The 19,739-nt window shown below is 62.4% G+C and carries 24 protein-coding genes; 14 read left to right on the top strand and 10 right to left on the bottom strand.

Annotated elements, in window-relative coordinates; genetic code table 11:
* Positions 1–10: 10 nt before the first annotated feature.
* Positions 11–1,867: a DUF885 domain-containing protein gene (locus ABC729_RS13945; protein ID WP_495608155.1), complete on the top strand. Its 1,857-nt coding sequence runs from the start codon at positions 11–13 to the stop codon at positions 1,865–1,867.
* Positions 1,868–1,945: 78 nt separating this feature from the next.
* Complete coding sequence (locus ABC729_RS13940) at positions 1,946–2,869, top strand: 5'-methylthioadenosine/S-adenosylhomocysteine nucleosidase (RefSeq protein ID WP_495608154.1); 924 nt, start codon at positions 1,946–1,948, stop codon at positions 2,867–2,869.
* A 130-nt stretch (positions 2,870–2,999) separates the two neighbouring features.
* Here ABC729_RS13940 and ABC729_RS13935 read toward each other — a convergent pair whose 3' ends face one another.
* The gene (locus ABC729_RS13935; RefSeq protein ID WP_495608153.1) at positions 3,000–3,311 is read right to left on the bottom strand and encodes a 4a-hydroxytetrahydrobiopterin dehydratase; all 312 of its coding nucleotides are present in this window, start codon (positions 3,309–3,311) and stop codon (positions 3,000–3,002) included.
* A gap of 104 nt (positions 3,312–3,415) precedes the next feature.
* Between ABC729_RS13935 and ABC729_RS13930 the strand changes: the two genes are divergently transcribed.
* Together ABC729_RS13930 and ABC729_RS13925 are read left to right on the top strand one after the other, a co-directional pair.
* Positions 3,416–3,823: a metallopeptidase family protein gene (locus ABC729_RS13930; RefSeq protein ID WP_495608152.1), complete on the top strand. Its 408-nt coding sequence runs from the start codon at positions 3,416–3,418 to the stop codon at positions 3,821–3,823.
* A gap of 346 nt (positions 3,824–4,169) precedes the next feature.
* Positions 4,170–4,535, top strand: coding sequence for a ribbon-helix-helix domain-containing protein (locus tag ABC729_RS13925; protein WP_495608151.1), 366 nt, complete (start codon positions 4,170–4,172; stop codon positions 4,533–4,535).
* Between the two features lie 35 nt (positions 4,536–4,570).
* Here ABC729_RS13925 and ABC729_RS13920 read toward each other — a convergent pair whose 3' ends face one another.
* Entirely contained in the window at positions 4,571–5,071 is a 501-nt protein-coding gene (locus tag ABC729_RS13920; RefSeq protein WP_495608150.1) for a PaaI family thioesterase, read from the bottom strand.
* A 176-nt stretch (positions 5,072–5,247) separates the two neighbouring features.
* Here ABC729_RS13920 and ABC729_RS13915 point away from each other — a divergent pair, with 176 nt between their 5' ends.
* Together ABC729_RS13915 and ABC729_RS13910 are read left to right on the top strand one after the other, a co-directional pair.
* On the top strand, positions 5,248–6,732 hold the full coding sequence (locus ABC729_RS13915) for a pentapeptide repeat-containing protein (protein WP_495608149.1): 1,485 nt from the start codon (positions 5,248–5,250) through the stop codon (positions 6,730–6,732).
* A gap of 9 nt (positions 6,733–6,741) precedes the next feature.
* Positions 6,742–7,482 (top strand): DUF599 domain-containing protein, encoded by a 741-nt coding sequence (locus tag ABC729_RS13910; protein ID WP_495608148.1) that lies wholly within the window; start codon positions 6,742–6,744, stop codon positions 7,480–7,482.
* On the opposite strand, the gene ABC729_RS13905 is transcribed toward ABC729_RS13910, so the two are convergent.
* A complete protein-coding gene (locus tag ABC729_RS13905) occupies positions 7,483–8,733 on the bottom strand; it encodes an Hsp70 family protein (RefSeq protein WP_495608147.1) in 1,251 nt (416 codons plus the stop codon).
* A gap of 432 nt (positions 8,734–9,165) precedes the next feature.
* Between ABC729_RS13905 and ABC729_RS13900 the strand changes: the two genes are divergently transcribed.
* From ABC729_RS13900 to ABC729_RS13890, 3 genes are all read left to right on the top strand, one after another.
* Positions 9,166–9,540, top strand: a complete 375-nt coding sequence (locus tag ABC729_RS13900; protein ID WP_495608146.1) for a helix-turn-helix domain-containing protein — start codon at positions 9,166–9,168, stop codon at positions 9,538–9,540.
* Between the two features lie 106 nt (positions 9,541–9,646).
* Positions 9,647–10,105, top strand: coding sequence for a Fur family transcriptional regulator (locus ABC729_RS13895; protein ID WP_054168009.1), 459 nt, complete (start codon positions 9,647–9,649; stop codon positions 10,103–10,105).
* A gap of 4 nt (positions 10,106–10,109) precedes the next feature.
* The gene (locus ABC729_RS13890) at positions 10,110–10,355 is read left to right on the top strand and encodes a hypothetical protein (RefSeq protein ID WP_495608145.1); all 246 of its coding nucleotides are present in this window, start codon (positions 10,110–10,112) and stop codon (positions 10,353–10,355) included.
* A 43-nt stretch (positions 10,356–10,398) separates the two neighbouring features.
* On the opposite strand, the gene ABC729_RS13885 is transcribed toward ABC729_RS13890, so the two are convergent.
* The 3 genes from ABC729_RS13885 to purB form a co-directional block, all read right to left on the bottom strand.
* Positions 10,399–10,551 (bottom strand): hypothetical protein, encoded by a 153-nt coding sequence (locus ABC729_RS13885; RefSeq protein ID WP_495608144.1) that lies wholly within the window; start codon positions 10,549–10,551, stop codon positions 10,399–10,401.
* Between the two features lie 56 nt (positions 10,552–10,607).
* Complete coding sequence (locus ABC729_RS13880; protein WP_495608143.1) at positions 10,608–10,760, bottom strand: hypothetical protein; 153 nt, start codon at positions 10,758–10,760, stop codon at positions 10,608–10,610.
* A gap of 400 nt (positions 10,761–11,160) precedes the next feature.
* A complete protein-coding gene (purB, locus tag ABC729_RS13875; protein WP_495608142.1) occupies positions 11,161–12,456 on the bottom strand; it encodes an adenylosuccinate lyase in 1,296 nt (431 codons plus the stop codon).
* Between the two features lie 415 nt (positions 12,457–12,871).
* Here purB and ABC729_RS13870 point away from each other — a divergent pair, with 415 nt between their 5' ends.
* From ABC729_RS13870 to ABC729_RS13855, 4 genes are all read left to right on the top strand, one after another.
* Positions 12,872–14,128: a porin gene (locus ABC729_RS13870; protein WP_495608141.1), complete on the top strand. Its 1,257-nt coding sequence runs from the start codon at positions 12,872–12,874 to the stop codon at positions 14,126–14,128.
* Positions 14,129–14,288: 160 nt separating this feature from the next.
* Positions 14,289–14,576: a hypothetical protein gene (locus ABC729_RS13865; RefSeq protein ID WP_495608140.1), complete on the top strand. Its 288-nt coding sequence runs from the start codon at positions 14,289–14,291 to the stop codon at positions 14,574–14,576.
* 3 nt (positions 14,577–14,579) lie between these two features.
* Positions 14,580–14,813, top strand: a complete 234-nt coding sequence (locus ABC729_RS13860) for a hypothetical protein (protein ID WP_495608139.1) — start codon at positions 14,580–14,582, stop codon at positions 14,811–14,813.
* Positions 14,810–15,592, top strand: a complete 783-nt coding sequence (locus ABC729_RS13855; protein WP_495608138.1) for a glycerophosphodiester phosphodiesterase family protein — start codon at positions 14,810–14,812, stop codon at positions 15,590–15,592. Before ABC729_RS13860 ends, ABC729_RS13855 begins: the two co-directional genes overlap by 4 nt.
* Here the strand turns inward: ABC729_RS13855 and ABC729_RS13850 are convergent.
* Positions 15,582–16,592, bottom strand: coding sequence for a sensor histidine kinase (locus tag ABC729_RS13850; protein ID WP_495608137.1), 1,011 nt, complete (start codon positions 16,590–16,592; stop codon positions 15,582–15,584). The genes ABC729_RS13855 and ABC729_RS13850 overlap by 11 nt on opposite strands.
* Before the next feature lie 91 nt (positions 16,593–16,683).
* A complete protein-coding gene (locus ABC729_RS13845; RefSeq protein ID WP_495608136.1) occupies positions 16,684–16,962 on the bottom strand; it encodes a hypothetical protein in 279 nt (92 codons plus the stop codon).
* A gap of 158 nt (positions 16,963–17,120) precedes the next feature.
* Between ABC729_RS13845 and ABC729_RS13840 the strand changes: the two genes are divergently transcribed.
* The gene (locus ABC729_RS13840) at positions 17,121–18,338 is read left to right on the top strand and encodes an argininosuccinate synthase (protein ID WP_495608135.1); all 1,218 of its coding nucleotides are present in this window, start codon (positions 17,121–17,123) and stop codon (positions 18,336–18,338) included.
* Positions 18,339–18,401: 63 nt separating this feature from the next.
* On the opposite strand, the gene ABC729_RS13835 is transcribed toward ABC729_RS13840, so the two are convergent.
* Together ABC729_RS13835 and ABC729_RS13830 are read right to left on the bottom strand one after the other, a co-directional pair.
* Entirely contained in the window at positions 18,402–19,220 is an 819-nt protein-coding gene (locus ABC729_RS13835) for an arylamine N-acetyltransferase family protein (protein WP_495608134.1), read from the bottom strand.
* Positions 19,221–19,319: 99 nt separating this feature from the next.
* Positions 19,320–19,568, bottom strand: coding sequence for a hypothetical protein (locus ABC729_RS13830; RefSeq protein ID WP_495608133.1), 249 nt, complete (start codon positions 19,566–19,568; stop codon positions 19,320–19,322).
* Positions 19,569–19,739 lie beyond the last annotated feature (171 nt).

Raw genomic sequence — 19,739 nt, 5'->3', positions numbered from 1 at the left:
ACAGCGATCCATGCGTCACCGCCTTTCCCGTCGTCAGTTGCTGGCCGGTTCGGCCGGTCTGGCGCTTGCTGCCGCCACCCCGTTGTCCGCCTTTGCACAGGGCCTGCCCGGCCCCCTGTCGCTGACCGATGCGGCCAAACCGAAGAACAAGGGTGACGCTGCCGCCCTTCACGCCTTCTTCGCGGAGGTGTATGAAGCTGACCTGTCCCTGTCGCCGGAAACCCAGACGCAGCGTGGGCGCAAGACGGGCTATGATCGCTGGGATGATGGCAGCGACGCCTTTGCCAACGCATCCATCGCCCGGACCCGCCAGGCGCTGGACCTGTTGCGCCAGGGCTGGGACCCCGCACAGCTGGGTGCCACCGACCGGCTGAATTTCCGGCTGTTTGAGGCGCAATGCGAGACGGAGATTGAGGGGCACCGCTGGCGCAATCACCGCTACCCGATCAACCATCTCTATGGCCGCCATACGGGCATTCCCAGCTTCCTGGCCAATCAGCACCGGATTGACGATGTCTCCGACGCGCGGGCCTATCTGGCGCGTCTGAATGGCGTGTCCGCCGTCATTCAGAATGTCATCCGGCGTGGCGAGGATGCGGCGGCGCGCGGCGTTGTGCCGCCCCGGTTCTCGTTGACCAAGATGCGGCCCGACATCCGCGCTGTCATTACCGGCGCGCCGTTCGACCAGGGGCCGGACTGCGCCCTTTACGCCGACTTCAAGAAGAAGGTTGGTGCCCTGACCATCGCACAGGGCGAAAAGGATAAGCTGGTGGCCGAGGCCGCTCGCATCCTGACCACCAAGGTCAAGCCCGCCTATGAGGCACTGGACGCTGCGGTCGCCAAGCTGGAGGCGGTGGCGACCCATGATGATGGCGTCTGGAAGCTGCCGGATGGCGACGCCTATTACCGGTTCTGTGTGAAGAACAGCACCACGACCGACATGAGCCCGGATCAGATCCATGAACTGGGTCTGAAGCATGTGGCACTGCTGCAAAAAGACATGCACGGCATCATGCGGCAGGTGGAATTCCACGGCACCCTGCCGGAATTCTTCGAACATCTGCGCAATGATCCAAAATTCCATTTCAGCGGCGATGATGCTGGCCGCGCGGCCTATCTTGCCCATTGCGAGAAGGTGATTGCGGATTATTCAAAGCGTCTGGATGAATGGTTCATCACCAAACCCAAGGCGCCTGTGATTGTGAAGCGGGTGGAACCCTACCGCGAGAAGTCCGCCCCGCCCGCCTTCTATAACCAGCCATCTCCCGACGGCTCCCGACCCGGCATTTTCTACGCCAACCTTGCCAATATGCGGGAGATGGCGAAATGGCAGGCTGATGCCATCGTCTATCATGAGGCGATCCCCGGCCATCACATGCAGATCGCCATCTCACAGGAACTGGGCGATGTGCCGGATTTCCGTCGCTACAGCTTCTTCGGCGCCTATATCGAGGGCTGGGGCCTGTATGCCGAACGCCTGCCCAAGGAATATGGTTTCTACCAGGACCCCTATGCCGATTTCGGTCGCCTGACGACGCAGGTCTGGCGGGCGGTGCGGCTGGTCGTGGATAGCGGCATCCATGCCAAGCGCTGGACCCGCGAACAGGCCATCGATTATTTCGTGGCCAATACCCCGCTGAACCGGGAGCAGGTGATCCGGGAGATCGATCGCTACATCGTCAATCCCGGTCAGGCCACCAGTTATTATGTCGGCATGCTGAAAATCCTGGACCTACGCGACCGCGCCAAACAGGCGTTGGGGGCGAAGTTTGACCTGCGCGCCTTCCATGATCTGGTGCTGCGCACCGGGGCTGTCCCCCTGGATGTTTTGGGTGAGCAGGTTGAGGCTTGGATCAAGAAAGCCTGATGTAAATGGTGGCGGTTGACGATTGCATCGTCTGCCGCCACCTTGTTTATATTGCATCGCAACACGGATGGCGCCCGCATGACCCGGCTGATCCCCGCCCTTCTGGCTTTCCTGCTGCTGGTGGTGCCGGCGCGGGCCGAATTGCTGGACGCCACACCCCGCACGGCGGTGATGTCCGCCTTCGCGCCCGAACTGGTCACTTTGCTGGCCAGCACCAAGGACAAGAAGGTGATTTCCGTGCATGGCGTGGATTTCACGCTGGGCACATTGGCGGGCCGCCCAGTTGTGCTGGTCCTGTCGGGCGTCAGCATGGTGAATGCCGCCATGACGACGCAGATGCTGCTGGACCGGTTCAAGGTTGATGCCCTGCTGTTCAGCGGTATTGCCGGCGGTCTTGATCCGCACCTGCATATCGGCGACGTGGCCGTCCCCCGCCGCTGGGGCCAGTATCTGGAAAGCCATTTTGTGCGGGAGGGGGCTGATGGCAGCCTAAAGCCTGTGCCCTGGGCCAGTCTGCCTTATCCTGCCTATGGCGTGATCCAACCGTCCAACGCCTATGTCCGCGTGCCGGGAAAGGCCGAACCGATCCGTAAATTCTGGTTCGAGGCGGATGCCGGCCTGCTGGCCCTGGCCGAAAAGGCGGTGGCCGGGGTGAAACTGGATAAGTGCGCTGCAAACAAGACCTGTCTTGAGACAAGTCCCAAGATTGTCATGGGTGGGGACGGGGTATCAGGTCCGGCCTTCATGGATAATGCTGGCTGGCGCGCCTATCTGAACGGCACTATCGGGGCCAAGGTGGTGGATATGGAAAGTGCCGCCGTGGCCCTTGTCGCCGAACAGAATGGCGTTCCCTACATCATCTTTCGGTCTGTGTCCGATCTGGCCGGCGCCGATCCGGATGAAAACCGCATCCCCACCTTCATGGCGCTCGCCTCCAGCAACGCCGCCAAACTGGTGACGGCGATGCTGGCGGAGATGCCGGGAACAACCAATCCCCGATAAGCTTGTCTTGTCGGGGATTGATTACGGCGGCGACCGCCGCCGCGCGGCCCATGCCGCGCAAGCCAAAGTCCACGGATGTGGACGCCGGCGATTGAGGCCGATGATCGGCAACGATCATCGGAAGCGCGTGTCAGCGCGCCGCCTGCTCCATGAAGCTTGCCATCTCGATGTCCAGGCGGCTGATGCCGCCGACATCATGGGTGTTGAGCGTGACATCAACGCGGTTATAGACATTGAACCATTCGGGATGGTGGTCGATCTTATCGGCCAGGATGGCGACGCGTGTCATGAAGCCGAACGCCTCGTTGAAGTCCTTGAAACGGAAGGTCTTCACGATGGCGGCCTGATCGGCGCGCAGGGTCCAGCCGGGCAGGGCACCCAGGGACGCCGCCACGGCGTCATTATCCATTTTCGGCGGGCGGCCGGTTTGGGCTTGCGTCATCTCTTCCTCCTCATCAGGATTTGTTGGCCTGTAGGTGGACCGGGCCGGTGACGGCGTCAAGCCGCTATCGCCGGCCCCACCGCCATTGTCCCGACCGGTATCCCATGACCTCGCTTCGCCGTTTCACCACCGCGCCCACCCTGGCAGAGTTTGAAGCCATCGCCGCCCGCGCAGCCGAGAGCATTCCGGCGGCCCTGCGCAGCCATGTGCGCAATGTCTTGATCCGGGTGGAGGATTTTCCGGATGAGGAGACGGAGCGGGAAATGGGCCTGGAAAGCCCGTTCGACCTGCTGGGCCTTTACCGTGGTGTGGGCATGCCCTGGCAGAGCGTGACGCAGCCGCGCCTGGAACCCGACCTGATTTTCCTCTATCGCCGTCCCATACTGGATTACTGGTGCGAGACGGGAGAGGATCTGGACCATCTGGTCCGCCATGTCCTGATCCATGAGATCGGGCATCATTTCGGCTTCAGCGACGCCGATATGGAAGCGTTGGAAGCGGAGGCTGAGTAATCGGCAAGCGCTTGCCACAGGCCCCGGCGGTTCTGCTGATCTGATTATTCATAATGCAGCAGGCGATTTTCCGGCATTCGATCCAGAAGTGCTGGGTATCGGTGGCCGCCCTCTGACATGCCCTTTGGTCCGTGCCTCCACATTGTTGAGACTCTCTGATCACGCGCACCGGGAAGGTGCGTGGTGTGTGTGGTCATGCCCGCCTGCTCCTGTGGCCTTCGCCCGTTCGCAACTTACCCACGATTGATTTTGATTGATCTGGTCATATGACGTGACATATAGGTTTATGTGTCTGCATATTGCTTTATGCAGGCGTGATCCATTCCTGTTCAATGGGGAGGCACCCGTGCCGCCGCGTTCAAAGCGTTTCTCCGGTGAAGATTTGCCCGATGGCAGCAGCACCCTGGTTATCCGCAACGTCGTCGTGCTGGGTAAACGCACCAGCCTGCGCATGGAGCCCGAAATGTGGGATGCGCTGGCGGATGTCGCGGCGCGTGAAGGACATAACGTCCATGACATCTGTACCCGCATCGTTGAAAGGAAACCCGCCGCTGCCTCTTTGACAGCGGCGATCCGGGTTTTCCTGGTCAATTACTATCGTCTGGCCGCCACCGATGAGGGGCACGCCAAGGCCGGGCATGGTCAAGGCAACACGGACATCATCGCTGCCGCTTTGGCCATGTATAACGCGCCGGCAGCATCCGCGGAATGACTACTAGAAGATGAATAAATAATAGTGTAGGCGGCTTACTTCCCCGCCTGCACGAAGCAGGTGCAGGTGCCGTGGGCATAGAGCCGGCCATCGTCCCGGCCTATCACGCGGCCTTCTGCCAGCATCAGGGTGCGACCGGCATTGATCACCTTGCCTTCCACCCGCACCATACCGGCATCGCGCAGGATGGGGCGCAGGAAGCTGACTTTCAGATCGACCGTGCCATACCCAGCCCCCGCCGGCAGCATTGTATGGACGGCGCAGCCCATGGCGCTGTCCAGCAGGGTGGCCGCGAAGCCGCCATGAACGGTGCCCAGCGGGTTCAGGACATGCTCCCCCGGCTCGCCCTCAAACACCACGCGCCCTTCCTCCACCTCGCCCAGCAGCAAACCCATGCCCAGGGTCGCCGCCATACTGGGTGCGGGAAGGTCGCCGCCCGCGATCATGCGGATGATCTCGATCCCCGGCAGGCTGGCCAGCAGCGCAGGGTCAAGGGGGCGAGCGTCCCAATCATAGGTGCGGCTGCGGCGGGTCATGTCGGCTTCCATCTTCGCTTAAGCACGAAAAGAACGAACGGTCGTATTATACGTGACATGCTGGTTGGGTCAACCATTCCCGGAACACATCGCTTCGCCGCATTGTGGAGAGGTATTCTCTAGCGTAGGGTGCAAATCGAACCATCACCGATGCCGGTTTCCGGGGCCAACGACCAATGAGCAACAGCAGCACGCCTGCCCGCGACGTGGAATTCCTGCGCAAGGAATTTCAGCTTCACCGTCAATGGCTTGACGGCAAGGGTGGCCGGCGTGCCGAACTTGCCTTTCAGGACCTGTCGGGCCTGACGCTGAAGGGTGCGCGGCTGGCGGAGGCGAAGCTGGCTGGGGCAAACCTCTCGGGCTGTAATCTGGAAGGGGCCGATCTGGCCCGCGCCGACCTCTTTGGGGCGGATCTGGAAGGGGCGGAACTGACGGGGGCCAATCTGATGGGCGCCGACCTGCGCGGCGCCAACCTGCACCGGGCGACCTTAAACGATGTCATCCTGCGCGGTGCCGATTTCCGGTCGGGCACCCTGTCCGACAGCAGCGGGGCAACCAAGCGCGACGGGGCGGCAGTCCTGACGGAGGCGCGGCTGGAACGCGCCATCCTCTGTTCGGCCAAACTGACAGGCTGCGACCTGACCGGGGCGGACCTGATGGATGCCGATCTGGCTGGGGCAGACCTGTCGAAATGCGTGATGCTGGGCGTTGATCTCACGGGTGCCAACCTGATGGGCGCGCAGCTGGCCGGTACCATGGTGGACAGTGAAATGCTGTCGCGCGGCAAGCATCTGCCCGATGGCGTGACCACGATGATCGCCTCGCCCAGCCGGCGGCGCATTCCGTCTGCGGAACTGTCGGCCATGATTGATGGTCACGAACAATGGATCGAAACGGGCGGGGCCAAGGGTGCGCGCCTGGACCTGGACATGGCGGAACTAGACCCGCTGGTCCTGCATGGCCGCAATCTGGCCGGGGCGCGGTTGCGCCGTTGCCGGCTGGCCTCGGCGGACTGGGCCGATAACCGGCTGGAAATGGCTGACCTGTCCTACAGCGACCTGTCGGAGGCCGTGTTGGACGGGTCCGTCCTGTCGGGTGCTACCTTGCGCCGGGCCAATTTGTCGGGCGCGCATCTGGCGGGTGTGGACCTGACGGCACAGACCCTGTCCGGCGGTCGTACCTGGCCGGCCAATCTTGATGGGGCCATCCTGCGTGGGGCCGACCTGACCAACGCCACCCTGTCGGGTGCCATCCTGCGCAAGGCCGATCTAGCCGGCGCCATTGTCACGGGCGTCAATATGCGCGGGGCTGATCTGGCCGGTGCCACACGGGCCGGCGATGGCGATGCCAAACAGCGCCGCCGCCTGCGTCGCTTTGTGCAGCCGCATCTGGCCGTGGGCAGCCGCAAGGGAACGGCCCGAACGCGAAACTGGTCCTTTGGCGGATTGGCCATTGATGCCGATCCGGCCCTTTATCAGGAAGGCGAGTTGGTCACACTGCTGGTGGCGGCACCGGGTGCCGGTGATCCGGTGCCGGTGCAGGCACGGGTCATGGGCCTGGACGGCGCGGCCCGTTCCGTGTCACTGAAGTTCGAGCCGCTGACGCCCGAATTGAAGACCTATCTCAACGGGCTGGTGGCACCGCGTTACCGCCTGGCCTGAGGGTTTGTCATGCCGCCGCTGTTCTCGTCCTTGACGCTGCTCGACGGGGTGGCGTTCATCTGGTTCGTGCTGCTCTGGTGGGGCTATGGCTGGTTGACGGATCGCCGGCAGGGATCACCCACCAGCCTGAACCAGCACATGCTGCGCATCCGTATCCGCTGGATGACGAATATGCTGTACCGGGACAACCGGGTGATGGACAGCATGCTGATGGGCCATCTGATCCACAGCGTGTCCTTCTTCGCCTCCACCACCGTGCTGGTTCTGGCTGGCCTCCTGGGTGTTCTGGCCTCGTCCGACAGCGCCTATAACGTCGTAATGGAACTGGGCTTCACGAACCCGACCGACAGGACGGTGTTCGAAGCCAAGCTGCTGCTGCTGCTGGCGATCTTTGTCTACAGCTTCTTTTCTTTCACCTGGGCGGTGCGGCAGTTCAATTACACCATCGCCCTGATCGGCGGTGCGCCACTGGATCCGGGGGAAGAGGCGCTGACGACAGCCAAGGCTGCGGCCAAGATGATGACCCTGGCTATCACCAGCTTCAACCGGGGCCTGCGCGGCTATTACTACGCCTTCGCCAGCCTGGGCTGGATGATCCATCCCTATGCCTTCATCACGCTGGTGACACTTGTCACCTACGTGCTCTGGCGGCGTCAGTTCCGTTCTGCTGCCTTCGATGCCGTCGCCCGCTATTCGGCCCACGGCATGGGCGAACGGCCCGTGGGCGGGAAAGGCCAGGGCGGGATGTGATTACCCGTACCGCCGGCCCGCCTCGATGGTCAGGCCCAGGCCGACGGCACCGAACTTGTCACCCTCAACGATCCGCGCTTCGGGCACGGCACCCGTGATGGCACCGCGTACCGCGGGCAACAGGGTGGAACCGCCAGTCAGGAAGATGGCGTCGACCTGATCGCCGCGAAGGCCCGCCTGACGCAGACAGTCCGTCGTCATCGCGGCCAGCTTCTCCACCGGATCAGCCACGGCAACCCCCAGGCGTCCGCGTGTGGAGGGGGCATCCAGGCCCTTTTCGACCAGCGACAGGTCAATATCGTAGGTGTTTGATGCCGACAGGGCGATCTTCGCCTCTTCCACCTTCATGGCCAGCGCGTGGCCCAGATGCTCCTCCAGAACCGTCACCAGCCGGCGGATCAACTGCGGATGCTTGGCCTCTTTCACCAGCCGCTCGACATCGGCCAGGACGGCGGGACTGTAGAGGAAGTTGATCTTGGCCCAGGTCGCGAGATCCACATAGAGATGGTTCGGCGTCAGTAACCCCTGGCGCAGCAAGGGCGACCGATAGCCCAGGTGCGGCATCACCGCCTCCAGGCTCAACAGCCGGTCGAAATCGGTGCCGCCGATACGCACCCCGTCATTGGCCAGGATATCGTCGGCGCGTTCTGCCCGCCGCGCCCGGTCAGGGCCGATACGCACGATGGAAAAGTCCGATGTACCGCCGCCAATATCGGCGATGAGGGCGATCTGCTCGGCATTGATCTGTGCCTCATAGGCGAGCGCTGCCGCAATCGGTTCATACTGGAAGCTGACTTCCCTGAAGCCGCTGGCCCGCGCGATATCGGCCAGCGCGTTCTCCGCCCGCTGGTCGGCGGCGTCATCGCCATCCACGAAATGGACGGGCCGGCCATGGACGACATGGGTCAGTTCCCGACCGCAGCGACGCTCGCCCTCCTCCTTGATATGGCGGATGACCAGGCCGATGACTTCGCGGAAGCCGATGCGGCGGCGGCCCAGCAGCGTTTCCTCATCAATCAGGCTGGTGCCCAGTACAGATTTGATCGACCGCATCAGACGCCCGTCACCACCCGCCACATAGGCATTGATGGCGGCACGGCCAAAGGCAGGGCGGTGGGCCTCGAAATCGAAGAAAATGGCGCTCGGCAGTGTTTCATGGTTGCCCTCCAGCGCAAGCATGCGGCTACCTGCCTCGTCCGCCACACCCAGTGTGGAATTAGAGGTGCCGAAATCCAGTCCGCACGCCACCATGATCCTGAACCCTTCAACCCGGCAAAAGGGGCGAGGTTGTAAGGGGCGGGGCCGGCCGCGTCAAGCACCTATCGACTCGAGGTAAGGGATCGCGTATAAAAGGAAGCAGGCGGGTCGGGCTGTCACACCGACCCGCCCACTCCTAGGCCCGGCCGATCAGGATGGTGACGTGGATGACACGCCGCCGCCAGATCGGTAACCGGATCACCAGGAGAAGGGACATACTGCGCATGTCCATCCCTCCGAATGGCGGATCGCTTGATTGCGGTCCGCCATTTCATTTCGGGGTACGATAGGGGTACCGGCAAGCGGAAAAGTGTATGCAGAGATGATTTCGTACCCGTCATACGGGTGTGAAAAGCCGGGGCTTTGCGTCCACCCGTTCGGCCCTTATGCTGCGGCTTCCTCATCCCGTCATCCCGCCCGGTGCCCATGACCCCGTTTGGTAGCCGTGTCCGTCAGCTTCGCGCCGAAAAGGGCGTCAGCCTTAAACAGATGGCGGATGAGCTGGAAATCTCCTCTGCCTATCTGTCGGCGCTGGAACATGGGCACAAGGGTTTGCCTTCACCCATGCTGCTGCGCCAGATCTGCACCTATTTCGGCCTGATATGGGATGCGGCGGAGGAGGTGGAGCGGCTGGCCGCCCTGTCCGATCCCCGGGTGACGGTGGATACGGCGGGTCTGACGCCCGAACACACGCTGGCCGCCAATCTGCTGGCCCGCGACATCGCGCGGTTGGCCCCGGCGCAGCTGTCGGCGATTTTACAGCTGCTGGGCCGGGAACAGCCGGCCTTGACGCCGGTATAAGGCCGCTTTATCGAATGATGATACCCAACCCCCTCGCCCTGGCGCGCGGAATGGTCCATATACTGGCAGACGAACTGCCATGAAGACCGGATCGGAGACGACGGACATGCCATCCCGCCTCGAACAGCTTTGCGTCCAGAAGGGCCTGAAGATGACCGAACAGCGCCGCGTGATCAGCCGCGTCCTGTCGGACAGCCAGGATCACCCGGATGTGGAGCAGGTTTACCGGCGGGCCGTTGAGATTGATCCCCATATCTCCATCGCCACCGTCTATCGCACCATGCGTCTGTTCGAGGAAGCCAACGTCATCGAGCGGCTGGATTTCGGCGATGGCCGCGCCCGTTATGAAGAGGCGCGCGAGGAGCACCATCACCATCTGATCGATGTGCAAACCGGCGACGTGGTGGAGTTTTCCAGCGAGGAGTTGGAGAAGATCAAGGAGAAGATCGCCGACGAACTGGGTTATCGCCTGATCGGCCATCGTCTGGAACTGTATGGCGTGCGCAAGGACCGACCGATCGTGGAGCGGACCTATGTTCCGGGCGGCCACGGCTCCAAGGTCTGAGCCGATGGGGCGGGACATTCCCAAGGAATTTCTGGGACAACCCTGTGCGGATCATCCGGCGGCGGGCAATGGTGATTGCTGCCGCTCCGCCGTTACCCGCGCCTATCGCGAAATGCGGTCGCGCGGTGTGCCGGATACGCATTGCCTGGACGTTGCCATGGCGGTCTATCAGTGGCACCACCCGGAGGCAGAGGCCGTATCAAGTGCGGCCATCGTCGGATCCTGGGTTTTGGGCCAAACCCGGCACTGAGGCTGGGCCGTACTTCAATAAACTCCTGATCCTGCGACGCGCATCAGAGCAGCGTATTCAGAACCATGGCGATGAAGGCCGCGGCGGACAGGACCGTGGCGGCTTCGATCGCGCTGACGCCGTCCGTCAGGAAGGCACCAAAACCGGACAGGACTTCATCAGCGTCATGGGCGGCGGCGTTGATATAGGCGGACATGGAACTTCTCCTTGATTCCTTGATCTCGAAAATGTCGGGTGGAAGGTGCCGCCGGCTTACAGCATCACATGCAGGCTGAGCGTCATCAGGGCGCCGATGGCCAGAACAGCGGCGGCTTCGATCAGGTCTGCGGCGGTCGGCAGCGAAGCGAAGAAGCTTTCCACGATGTTGTCATCGGCGGCTTCGATCTGGTTCGTCAGGCTGGTCATCTTCGTCTCCGTAGGTTCGTGTCTCTTGATGACCGTATAAAAGCAAAGTGTGTGCCAACCTGCTTCTCCAGGCATTCTGGAAAATGCTATACGGCACTTGCATCACTTTGTTTTAAAAAGTGCGGAATTTAGCGAAATAGTGGCGCAAATTCGTTTGAATTGCGGAGGGGGTTGTTCGAAAATGAACACGTGCTGTCGCCGAACTGTCCACAGGCGGACGTTGCCGGCCGCCATCGTGACCAATCCTGCGGACAGGAGAATTCAATCCCGCCATGCGCTGGTACGGTGCCGGGGCAGATCAAAAGAAAAAGGCCCCTGCGCTGCATCTAACGACAGCACAGAGGCCTTAGCTCAACGGACCTAATCGACCGGCGGCGTCAATAACCACCGATGTCTTCGATTACTCCCCGAACACACGGGCGAAGATCGTGTCGACATGCTTGGTGTGATAGCCCAGGTCAAAGGCGTCATCGATCTGCGCTTCGCCCAGATGCTTCATCACCTCGGGATCCGCCTTCAGCAGGGTGCGGAAGTCCTTGCCTTCCAGCCAGACAGGCATGGCATTGCGCTGGACCGCGCGGTAGGAATCCTCGCGGCTCATCCCCGCCTGGGTCAGGGCCAGCAGCATGCGCTGCGAATTATGCAGGCCGCCCAGCATGTCCAGGTTCTTCTGCAGGTTCTCCGGATAGACCACCAGCTTTTCGATCAGGCCCGTGGCGCGGACCAGGGCGAAATCCAGGGTCACGGTGGCGTCGGGGCCGATCATGCGCTCGACCGAGGAGTGCGAGATATCGCGCTCATGCCACAGGGTGACATTCTCCAGTGCCGGGGTGACATAGCCGCGGACAATGCGCGATAGGCCCGACAGGTTCTCCGACAGCACCGGGTTGCGCTTGTGCGGCATGGCGCTGCTACCCTTTTGCCCCGGCGAGAAATATTCCTCCGCCTCGCGCACTTCACTGCGCTGCAGGTGGCGGACTTCCGTGGCCAGATTGTCCAGGCTGGCGGCGATGACGCCCAGGGTCGCGAAGAACATGGCATGGCGGTCACGCGGGATCACCTGGGTGGAATGCGGCTCCACCGTCAGGCCCAGCTTTTCCGCCACATATTCTTCAACGAACGGGTCGATATTGGCGAAGGTGCCGACGGCACCAGAGATGGCGCAGGTCGCGATCTCGGCGCGGGCCGCTTCCAGGCGCTTGCGGTTGCGGGCGAAGGCCGCGTAATGGCCCGCCAGTTTCACGCCGAACGTCGTCGGTTCGGCATGGATGCCGTGGCTGCGGCCGATAGTGGCCGTGTATTTATGCTCCATCGCGCGGCGCTTCAGGGCGTCCAGCAGCCGGTCCAGATCGGCCAGCAGCAGGTCGGCGGCCTGGGTCATCTGTACCGCCAGGCAGGTATCCAGCACGTCGGAGCTGGTCATGCCCTGGTGGACGAAGCGGGCTTCCGGACCGACATGTTCGGCCAGATTGGTCAGGAAGGCGATGACATCATGCTTGGTCTCGCGCTCAATCTCGTCGATGCGGTCGATCTCCCAGGCCCCCCGCTCCCACACGGCCTTGGCGGCGTCGGCGGGGATGACGCCCAGCTTGGCCTGCGCGTCGCAGGCATGGGCCTCAATCTCGAACCAGATGCGGAACCGGTTCTCCGGGTCCCAGATGCGGGTCATTTCGGGGCGGGAGTAGCGGGGGATCATGTCGGTCGGCCCTGGCGCTTGGAAAGGTGGCGGGAAAGGCGGGGCGGACCATAAGGGCAAGTGACGGCGCTGACCAGTGCCGCCCCCGACAGGGTGCCATGCCCGCCACCTGTGGCAGACGCGCCACGCCGCCTTGATGATCTCCACCCCCACCCAAAGGTCGGGGTTACAGTTTTGTGACAAACCCCGCCACTCTGTGCCTGTACTGATGTGCTGGCCAATATTGTTCGGTCGATCCCATCATCGGCCCAAATCATTCGTGCGGCACATCATTGATGACATTGCCGTGGACCCGCCCGGATTGGTGAAGTACCCGACGTCTTTGCCCGTGGCGGGGGTGTCCCGTCATGAATACGTCATCCCAATGCAATGAACGAGTGCCCCGCCACGGGGCCGCCCATGGGAGGATTTGCTGATGAGAGTGTCGCCCCGGATATCCGCCGCCCTTCTGGCCGGTGCCGCCCTGTTCGCCGTTTCCACTGGCGCTGCCCAGGCCCAACAGGCCGCTGCCAGCGAGGTCGAGGCGCTGCGCGCACAGGTTCAGGCCCTGATGGCCCGTATCGACAAGCTGGAGAAGGCGCCCAGCACACCCGCTGGTCCGCCGGCCAGCAAGGACGCGCCGCTGGTCTCCGCCGACGTCTTCAAGGCGCCGCAGGTCACGCAGTCGGGTAATGCCAAGGTGAAATTGATGCTGTCCGGTCAGATCGGTCGCGCGGTACAGTTCGCCGATGACGGGTACGACAATGACACGATGTTCGTCGACAATTCCCAGGCCTCCACCCGTATCCGTGTCGCCGGTAGCGCCAAGCTGGACGATAACTGGACGGCTGGTTCCGACATCGAGTTCGAAACCAGTTCCGGTTCGTCGCGAACAACCGGTTTTGGCACTGACGCCGGTGCCTTCTCCGTGAACGAGCGCAAGGCGGAGTTCTGGGTTCAGCATAAGAATTTCGGCCGCATCTGGGTGGGCCAGGGTGACACCGCGACGAACGTGACGTCTGAGGTTGACTTGTCCGGCACGGCGACGCTGATCAGTCACAATGATATCGGCTCCCTGTTTGGCGGCGTGTTGTTCCGCAACAAGGTGAACCGCGCTGCCGGCCCGAATATCAACACCGTCTTCAACAATTTTGACGGGTTGAGCCGCGATGATCGTGTCCGCTATGACACCCCCACCTTCGGCGGCTTCATGCTGTCCACCAGCTTCATCGAAGGTGGTGCCACCGATTTCGCGGGCCGTTACACGGGCAAGATCGGCGATACGGAAGTGTCTGGTGCCATCGGCTATGTCGATAATGACAGCCGGACCGGTTTCGACACCCAGACCAACGGCTCCATCTCCGTCAGGTTCGCCAACGGCTTCAATGTGACGGCCGCCGGCGGCACCCGCGACATCGGTCCGCGTGATAGTGACTTCTGGTATGGCAAGCTGGGCTATCTGGCCAATGTGACCGGCCTGGGCAACAGTTCCTTCGTTGTCGATTATCTGGTGCAGAAGGATCTGGCCATCACTGGTGGTGACGCCAAGGCTTGGTCGGTAGGCTATGTGCAGACCATTGATGCCTTCGCCACTGACTTCTATGTCAGCTACCGGAACCATTCCTACGACACGCGGACGGTCAAATATAAGGATATCAATGGCCTGATTTCCGGTGCCCGCGTCCGCTTCTGATCCGCCTTCGTTGATATCACCGCAACCCGGTCGGTCGCGGTTTGGCCCGGCTTCCGCATGATCCCTGCGGGAACCGGGCCTTTCTTTGTCACCGATCCCTTGTTGACCCCTGTTCCAATCATGCTATGTCCCCTGTCTCTGTCTGGTGAAGGTTGGATCGATGGAAGCGGGTGAGGCGGGATTGGGGGGCTGGCAGCTGGCCTTGGTGGTGCATGCAGCGCTGACCATGGCGGCACTCTGGCCGGCCCGACGCCTGTTGCAGCGGGCGGGATTGCCTGCCGTCTGGATCGGCTGGCTGGCCCTTCCCCTGTTCGGCTGGGCCATATTCACCAGCCTTCTGGCCTTCAAGACCTGGCCCAATCTGCCGCCGCGCCCTGAGAAGTTGCATCCGCGCGAAAGGCTGAAACGGCAACGGGCCAGGGAACAGGCCGTGAAGGGGGAGGGCTGACCCATGCCGCGCTACGGCGATTTGGTTGATATGTTGTTCTTCCTGCCGGGTTGGGCATCGATCCTTGTCGTGGTTTTGGCCATAACCTGGACCGTCTGCATGGCGGGCATCGCATTGGGCAAGACAGGTCGTAACCCGCTTTGGGCCCTGGCGGTGTTCCTGTTCTTCCCGCTGCTGACCGTGGGGTTGTGGATCGTAGCGCTGTCGCGCTGGCCCCGGCTCGACCAGAAGCCATGAGGGCAAGGCCCCGCCATCCCTATCTGGACCAAGATGGTCCCATCGCGTTTGCCCATCGCGGGGGGGGCCTGGAGGCACCAGAGAACAGCTTCGACGCCTTCGCACGCGCCATTGATCTCGGCTACCGCTATATCGAAACCGATGTTCAGTTGACGGCGGACGGTCGCTTGATCGTTTTCCATGACCCTGTGTTGGATAATCTCACCGACGGTGAGGGTCGGGTGGGCGACCTGCCATGGTCCATTGTGTCACAGGCGCGGGTTGGCGGGCGCGAACCGATCCCCTTGCTGGATCAGGTTCTGGAAACCTGGCCGGCATTGCGCCTAAATATCGACCCCAAATCCGACGCGGCAGCTGTCGCCCTGGCAGACGCCCTGCGCTGTCATGGCGCACTGAACCGCGTCTGTGTCGGTTCTTTTTCCGGCGCGCGTTTGGCGCGGCTGCGGCGCACACTGGGCGATCAACTTTGCACCTCGGCTGGCCCGTGGGAGGTGGCGAAGGTCTGGGCAGCCGGCTATGGTCTTCCCGTCCCCGTTCCCCTGGGTCCGCGCGCGCTTCAGGTGCCGGTGCGACACCGGGGATTGACGGTGGTAACGCCAGGCCTGATCCGCGCCGCGCACGCGCGCGGACTTGCCGTTCATGTCTGGACGGTCGATGAAGCGGCGGAAATGGATCGACTGCTGGATATGGGGGTGGATGGCATCATCACCGACCGTCCCACACTGCTGCGCGAAGTGATGATGCGTCGGGGACAGTGGCCGGACAGCGTTACACGCTGAACAGCAGCCGGGCCTGGGCACCAGCACCCGTATCCACCATCTGGAACTCCCCGCCCAACTGCTGCGTCAGAAGCCGCACCAGACGCAGGCCCAGGCTGGATACCGTGGCCGCATCAAAGCCGGGGGGCAGGCCCTTGCCGTCGTCTGTGACCGACAGTTCCACCCGGTTGCCATCGGCCAGCCGCGCCGCCACCCGGACCGATCCTGTCTGGCGGTTTACAAAGGCATGTTCCAGACTGTTGCTCACCAGTTCAGCCACCACCAGGGCGGCGGGTATGATCTTCTCCGGTGGCAGGGGCAAGGGGGTGGCATCCACCGTCACCTCAATACCGGTGGGCGCGCCGGCCTTGGCCACATCTTCCACCAGTTCAGACAGGAAGCCCGCAAAATTGCCGTGGCTGTTTTCCGGGTCGTGCAGCCGCCGCTGGATCCGACCGATGGTAGCCAGCCGCGCCGCCGCATCCGTCAAGGCGCGGCGGGCCTTCTCGTCCGTGACATCAGCCTTCTGCAGGGCCAGCAGGGCCGATACGATCTGGATGTTGTTGGAGACACGATGCTGAAGCTCAGCGAACAGAACGGCGCGATGGGCGGCCAGTTCGCTGGCCTCCTGTTCTGCCTTTTGGGCGCGGGCTCGCTCCTGCCGCACCCGCGACAGGGCGATGTTCATCACATGAATGATGGCGATATCGATGACGACGATCAGGATAAAGAAGCCTAGCGCCAGAGCGCTCGGCCCATCCAGTCTGAACCCGTCTGGCGGTATGAAGAAGTACCAAGCCGCCAGTGCCGACAGGACGGCGACAAGGATACCCGGCCACAGACCCGCGAAGAACGTGGTCAGGATGACGGCGGGAAAGAAGGTCAGAAATGGAAAGCCGGGCGGCAGCGCCGCTTCCGCTGTCCAGCGCACCCCCAATGCCAGCGCAAAAGCCAACAGACCGAAGCCATAGGCGAAAACCGGGGACCGTCTGCCGGTCTCAATCGCCAGGAGAAGCGCCATCCAGGCGGTCCTTTGCACTGAAAGTGGAGAAGACGGGTGATGGTAACAACAGCAACGGCATCCGTCGCCCCGATAATTGCCTTGATCCGGGTCAGGATGGACCAGCGTCGGGGGGCAGCCGTCGGCTCACCTCATCATGCACGGCCTGATCATGGCCGCTGCGATTGGAGAAGAAGACCAGGGCCATCAAGCCGCCGCCCACCGCCAGCGACCCCAGGATGCCTAGCCCCAAGGCGATGAACCCATGCAGGCTGATTGCCTGTTCCGGCCCGCCGCCGCCGACCGCGTTCCAGGCCAGCACGCCCCCCACAGCCGCCGCCAGCAGCAGCGCCACAAGGCAGGCAATCATCAACAGGCCACCCCGGCTCATTACGCGTCACCCTTCGCCAATATGGTCCTGCAATATGGGGCCTGCCACCGATGCCGGCCAGCCCCCATGCTGATGCGGGCTTCATGGTCTGGACAGGCGGGACCGCCCCCGATAACTTCCGTGCCCGGTTCAACCTGTTACCGCAACGGATATTACCCATGAAGAGCGGCGTGAAGAAAGTCGTGCTGGCCTATTCGGGCGGCCTCGACACCTCGGTGATCCTGAAATGGCTGCAGGAGACCTATGCTTGCGAGGTCGTGACCTTCACCGCCGATCTCGGCCAGGGTGAGGAGCTGGAGCCTGCCCGCAAGAAGGCCGAATTGCTGGGCGTGAAGCCGGAGAACATCTTCATCGACGATCTGCGTGAAGAGTTCGTGCGCGACTTCGTGTTCCCGATGTTCCGCGCCAACACCCTCTATGAAGGCACCTATCTGCTGGGCACCTCCATCGCCCGGCCGCTGATCGCCAAGCGCCAGATCGAGATTGCCAAGCAGGTCGGTGCCGATGCCGTGGCCCATGGCGCCACCGGCAAGGGCAATGATCAGGTCCGCTTCGAACTGGGCTATTACGCGTTGAAGCCGGACGTGACGGTCATCGCCCCCTGGCGCGAATGGGACCTGAACAGCCGCACCCAGTTGCTGGAATTCGCCGAGAAGCACCAGATCCCTATCGCCAAGGACAAGCGTGGCGAGGCCCCGTACAGCACGGACGCCAATCTTCTGCACATCTCCTACGAAGGCAAGGCCCTGGAAGATCCGTGGGTGGAGCCCGACGAGGACATGTACACCCGCTCCGTGGCACCCGAAAAGGCACCGGACGAGGCCGAATATGTCGAGATCGAGTATGAGAAGGGCGACGCTGTTGCCGTGAACGGCGTGAAGCTGACGCCCGCCGCCCTGCTGACGGAACTGAACCGTCTGGCCGGCAAGCATGGCATTGGTCGTCTGGATCTGGTGGAAAACCGCTTCGTCGGCATGAAGTCGCGTGGCGTGTATGAGACGCCGGGCGGCACCCTGCTGTCCGTCGCCCATCGCGGCATTGAGAGCATCACGCTGGACCGCGAGGCGCTGCACCTCAAGGACGAGCTGATGCCGCGCTATGCCAAGCTGATCTATAACGGCTTCTGGTTCTCGCCGGAGCGTGAAGCGCTGCAGGCCCTGATCGACAGCACCCAGCAGCGGGTGAATGGTGTCGTCCGCCTGAAGCTGTTCAAGGGCTCGGCCCGCGTGGTGGGCCGCAAGAGCCCCAACAGCCTGTACCGCCTGGACTATGTGACGTTCGAGGCTGACAGCGTTTATAACCAGAAGGACGCCGAAGGCTTCATCAAGCTGAACGCGCTCCGCCTGCGCCTGAACAGCATCGCCAAGGGCCTGTAAGGCAGCTTTGGGTCTGATGATGGTGAAAAGCCGCCCGCATCCCCCGGATGCGGGCGGCTTTGTTTATGGCCCGATGCCTTCCACCCGCTTCAGGACTGCTCCTGCGGGCAGGTCGATCAGGAAGCGGTCGGACAGTATGCTCCGGAATGCGGCTTCGTCCGTGATCTGCATCTCCTCTACCAGTTCCCCATCCTGTCGGCGGCGGTACTGTCCATTCAGCAGCGTGTGCCGCTCTGTCAGAGTGGTGCGGGCCGCCACCCGGTTCTGCACGAAGCGGGAACTGGGATGGGTGGACGTGTAATGGTTACCGAAGATCAGGTCATACTCTACAACCTCTTCATCCCCGAACCAGTAAAGCCCGAACCAGCCACCGTCGCGCCATACCTCCAGCTCCCATCCCGGTGACCAATCGGACGCGCGCAGGCGCCAACGGTCGCCGGCACTGTCATATTCGCCTTCGATCAAGGGTAAAGGTTCGGCCAGACACGATCCGCCAAACCCGACATCGCAGACATAGATCTGACCCGCGATGGTGACCAGCAGCATCAGATGGCTGCGTCCGCCAGGGTCGCCGCCCATCCGTACCCGCGCCACACGGCGCATGACATCGAATCCGATGGTCGTCAGCGCCATGAACAGAAGGCTGTTCTGTTCAAAGCAATAACCGCCGCGCCGCTGCCCGACCAGTTTGGCCATGATGGCGTCGGGTTCCAGACGGATGGGCAGGCCCATCTGGATATCCAGGTTTTCGAAGGGGATTGCGCCGGCATGGGCGATATGGACGGCGCAGAGCGTCGCCAGATCGGCAACCACGGGACCGGCATGACCGATACGGGACAGATAGGCGGAAAGATCGAAAGGGCTGGATCGGGTCTCGGACATGATGGCCGGCGTCCTGGCAGGGCGGATATCCCCATCCCTTAAGCCAGACGGGACCGGTGCCACCAGCCCGAAAACGTCCTCATGACATGTGGGACGGGTTCAGCAGGAACCCGCCACCTTGCGGAAGGCGAGGCCACCCGGTGTGGTTTCCCGAAGCGGTGCGGCACCTGCCGCCTTACGCTGGGCCTTGGCCGCATCGTCGGCCGCCAGGGCCGCCAGCGCCAGGAATTCAGCCAGATCATCCATCTGGCTGCGGCGTGCATCCCGCACCAGACTTTCCAGGCAGCGCTTGATGGCCATTGCCACTTCTGGCGCCGGTTCGTCCCCAATCAGTTCCTGATTGCTCATTGAACAGTCCATCGGTTCCGCCCCCTTATCGACGGCTGTCGGCCCCATTTCAGGGCCGTCCCTACCCAATGGAGTTGATGCTAATTGGTTTCCATAAAGAAATATAGATATAAACGTATTAATTTTTAGCGTTAATAAGTATAAATGAGAACGTTGTTTGAGTGCCCAAGC

The sequence above is a fragment of the Niveispirillum sp. CC-CTL257 genome (assembly GCF_059489915.1).
The sequence above is the reverse complement of the archived record's forward strand: the minus strand, read 5'-3'. Positions and strand labels throughout refer to the sequence as shown.

Excerpts from the sequence above, each read along its gene's own strand:
- ABC729_RS13945 (WP_495608155.1), top strand. The coding sequence starts at position 11 with ATGCGTCACCGCCTTTCCCGTCGTCAGTTGCTGGCCGGTTCGGCCGGT.
- ABC729_RS13940 (WP_495608154.1), top strand. The coding sequence starts at position 1,946 with ATGACCCGGCTGATCCCCGCCCTTCTGGCTTTCCTGCTGCTGGTGGTG.
- ABC729_RS13935 (WP_495608153.1), bottom strand. The coding sequence starts at position 3,311 with ATGACGCAAGCCCAAACCGGCCGCCCGCCGAAAATGGATAATGACGCC.
- ABC729_RS13930 (WP_495608152.1), top strand. The coding sequence starts at position 3,416 with ATGACCTCGCTTCGCCGTTTCACCACCGCGCCCACCCTGGCAGAGTTT.
- ABC729_RS13920 (WP_495608150.1), bottom strand. The coding sequence starts at position 5,071 with ATGACCCGCCGCAGCCGCACCTATGATTGGGACGCTCGCCCCCTTGAC.
- ABC729_RS13915 (WP_495608149.1), top strand. The coding sequence starts at position 5,248 with ATGAGCAACAGCAGCACGCCTGCCCGCGACGTGGAATTCCTGCGCAAG.
- ABC729_RS13910 (WP_495608148.1), top strand. The coding sequence starts at position 6,742 with ATGCCGCCGCTGTTCTCGTCCTTGACGCTGCTCGACGGGGTGGCGTTC.
- ABC729_RS13905 (WP_495608147.1), bottom strand. The coding sequence starts at position 8,733 with ATGGTGGCGTGCGGACTGGATTTCGGCACCTCTAATTCCACACTGGGT.
- ABC729_RS13900 (WP_495608146.1), top strand. The coding sequence starts at position 9,166 with ATGACCCCGTTTGGTAGCCGTGTCCGTCAGCTTCGCGCCGAAAAGGGC.
- ABC729_RS13895 (WP_054168009.1), top strand. The coding sequence starts at position 9,647 with ATGCCATCCCGCCTCGAACAGCTTTGCGTCCAGAAGGGCCTGAAGATG.
- ABC729_RS13890 (WP_495608145.1), top strand. The coding sequence starts at position 10,110 with ATGGGGCGGGACATTCCCAAGGAATTTCTGGGACAACCCTGTGCGGAT.
- ABC729_RS13885 (WP_495608144.1), bottom strand. The coding sequence starts at position 10,551 with ATGTCCGCCTATATCAACGCCGCCGCCCATGACGCTGATGAAGTCCTG.
- ABC729_RS13880 (WP_495608143.1), bottom strand. The coding sequence starts at position 10,760 with ATGACCAGCCTGACGAACCAGATCGAAGCCGCCGATGACAACATCGTG.
- purB (WP_495608142.1), bottom strand. The coding sequence starts at position 12,456 with ATGATCCCCCGCTACTCCCGCCCCGAAATGACCCGCATCTGGGACCCG.
- ABC729_RS13870 (WP_495608141.1), top strand. The coding sequence starts at position 12,872 with ATGAGAGTGTCGCCCCGGATATCCGCCGCCCTTCTGGCCGGTGCCGCC.
- ABC729_RS13865 (WP_495608140.1), top strand. The coding sequence starts at position 14,289 with ATGGAAGCGGGTGAGGCGGGATTGGGGGGCTGGCAGCTGGCCTTGGTG.
- ABC729_RS13860 (WP_495608139.1), top strand. The coding sequence starts at position 14,580 with ATGCCGCGCTACGGCGATTTGGTTGATATGTTGTTCTTCCTGCCGGGT.
- ABC729_RS13855 (WP_495608138.1), top strand. The coding sequence starts at position 14,810 with ATGAGGGCAAGGCCCCGCCATCCCTATCTGGACCAAGATGGTCCCATC.
- ABC729_RS13850 (WP_495608137.1), bottom strand. The coding sequence starts at position 16,592 with ATGGCGCTTCTCCTGGCGATTGAGACCGGCAGACGGTCCCCGGTTTTC.
- ABC729_RS13845 (WP_495608136.1), bottom strand. The coding sequence starts at position 16,962 with ATGAGCCGGGGTGGCCTGTTGATGATTGCCTGCCTTGTGGCGCTGCTG.
- ABC729_RS13840 (WP_495608135.1), top strand. The coding sequence starts at position 17,121 with ATGAAGAGCGGCGTGAAGAAAGTCGTGCTGGCCTATTCGGGCGGCCTC.
- ABC729_RS13835 (WP_495608134.1), bottom strand. The coding sequence starts at position 19,220 with ATGTCCGAGACCCGATCCAGCCCTTTCGATCTTTCCGCCTATCTGTCC.
- ABC729_RS13830 (WP_495608133.1), bottom strand. The coding sequence starts at position 19,568 with ATGAGCAATCAGGAACTGATTGGGGACGAACCGGCGCCAGAAGTGGCA.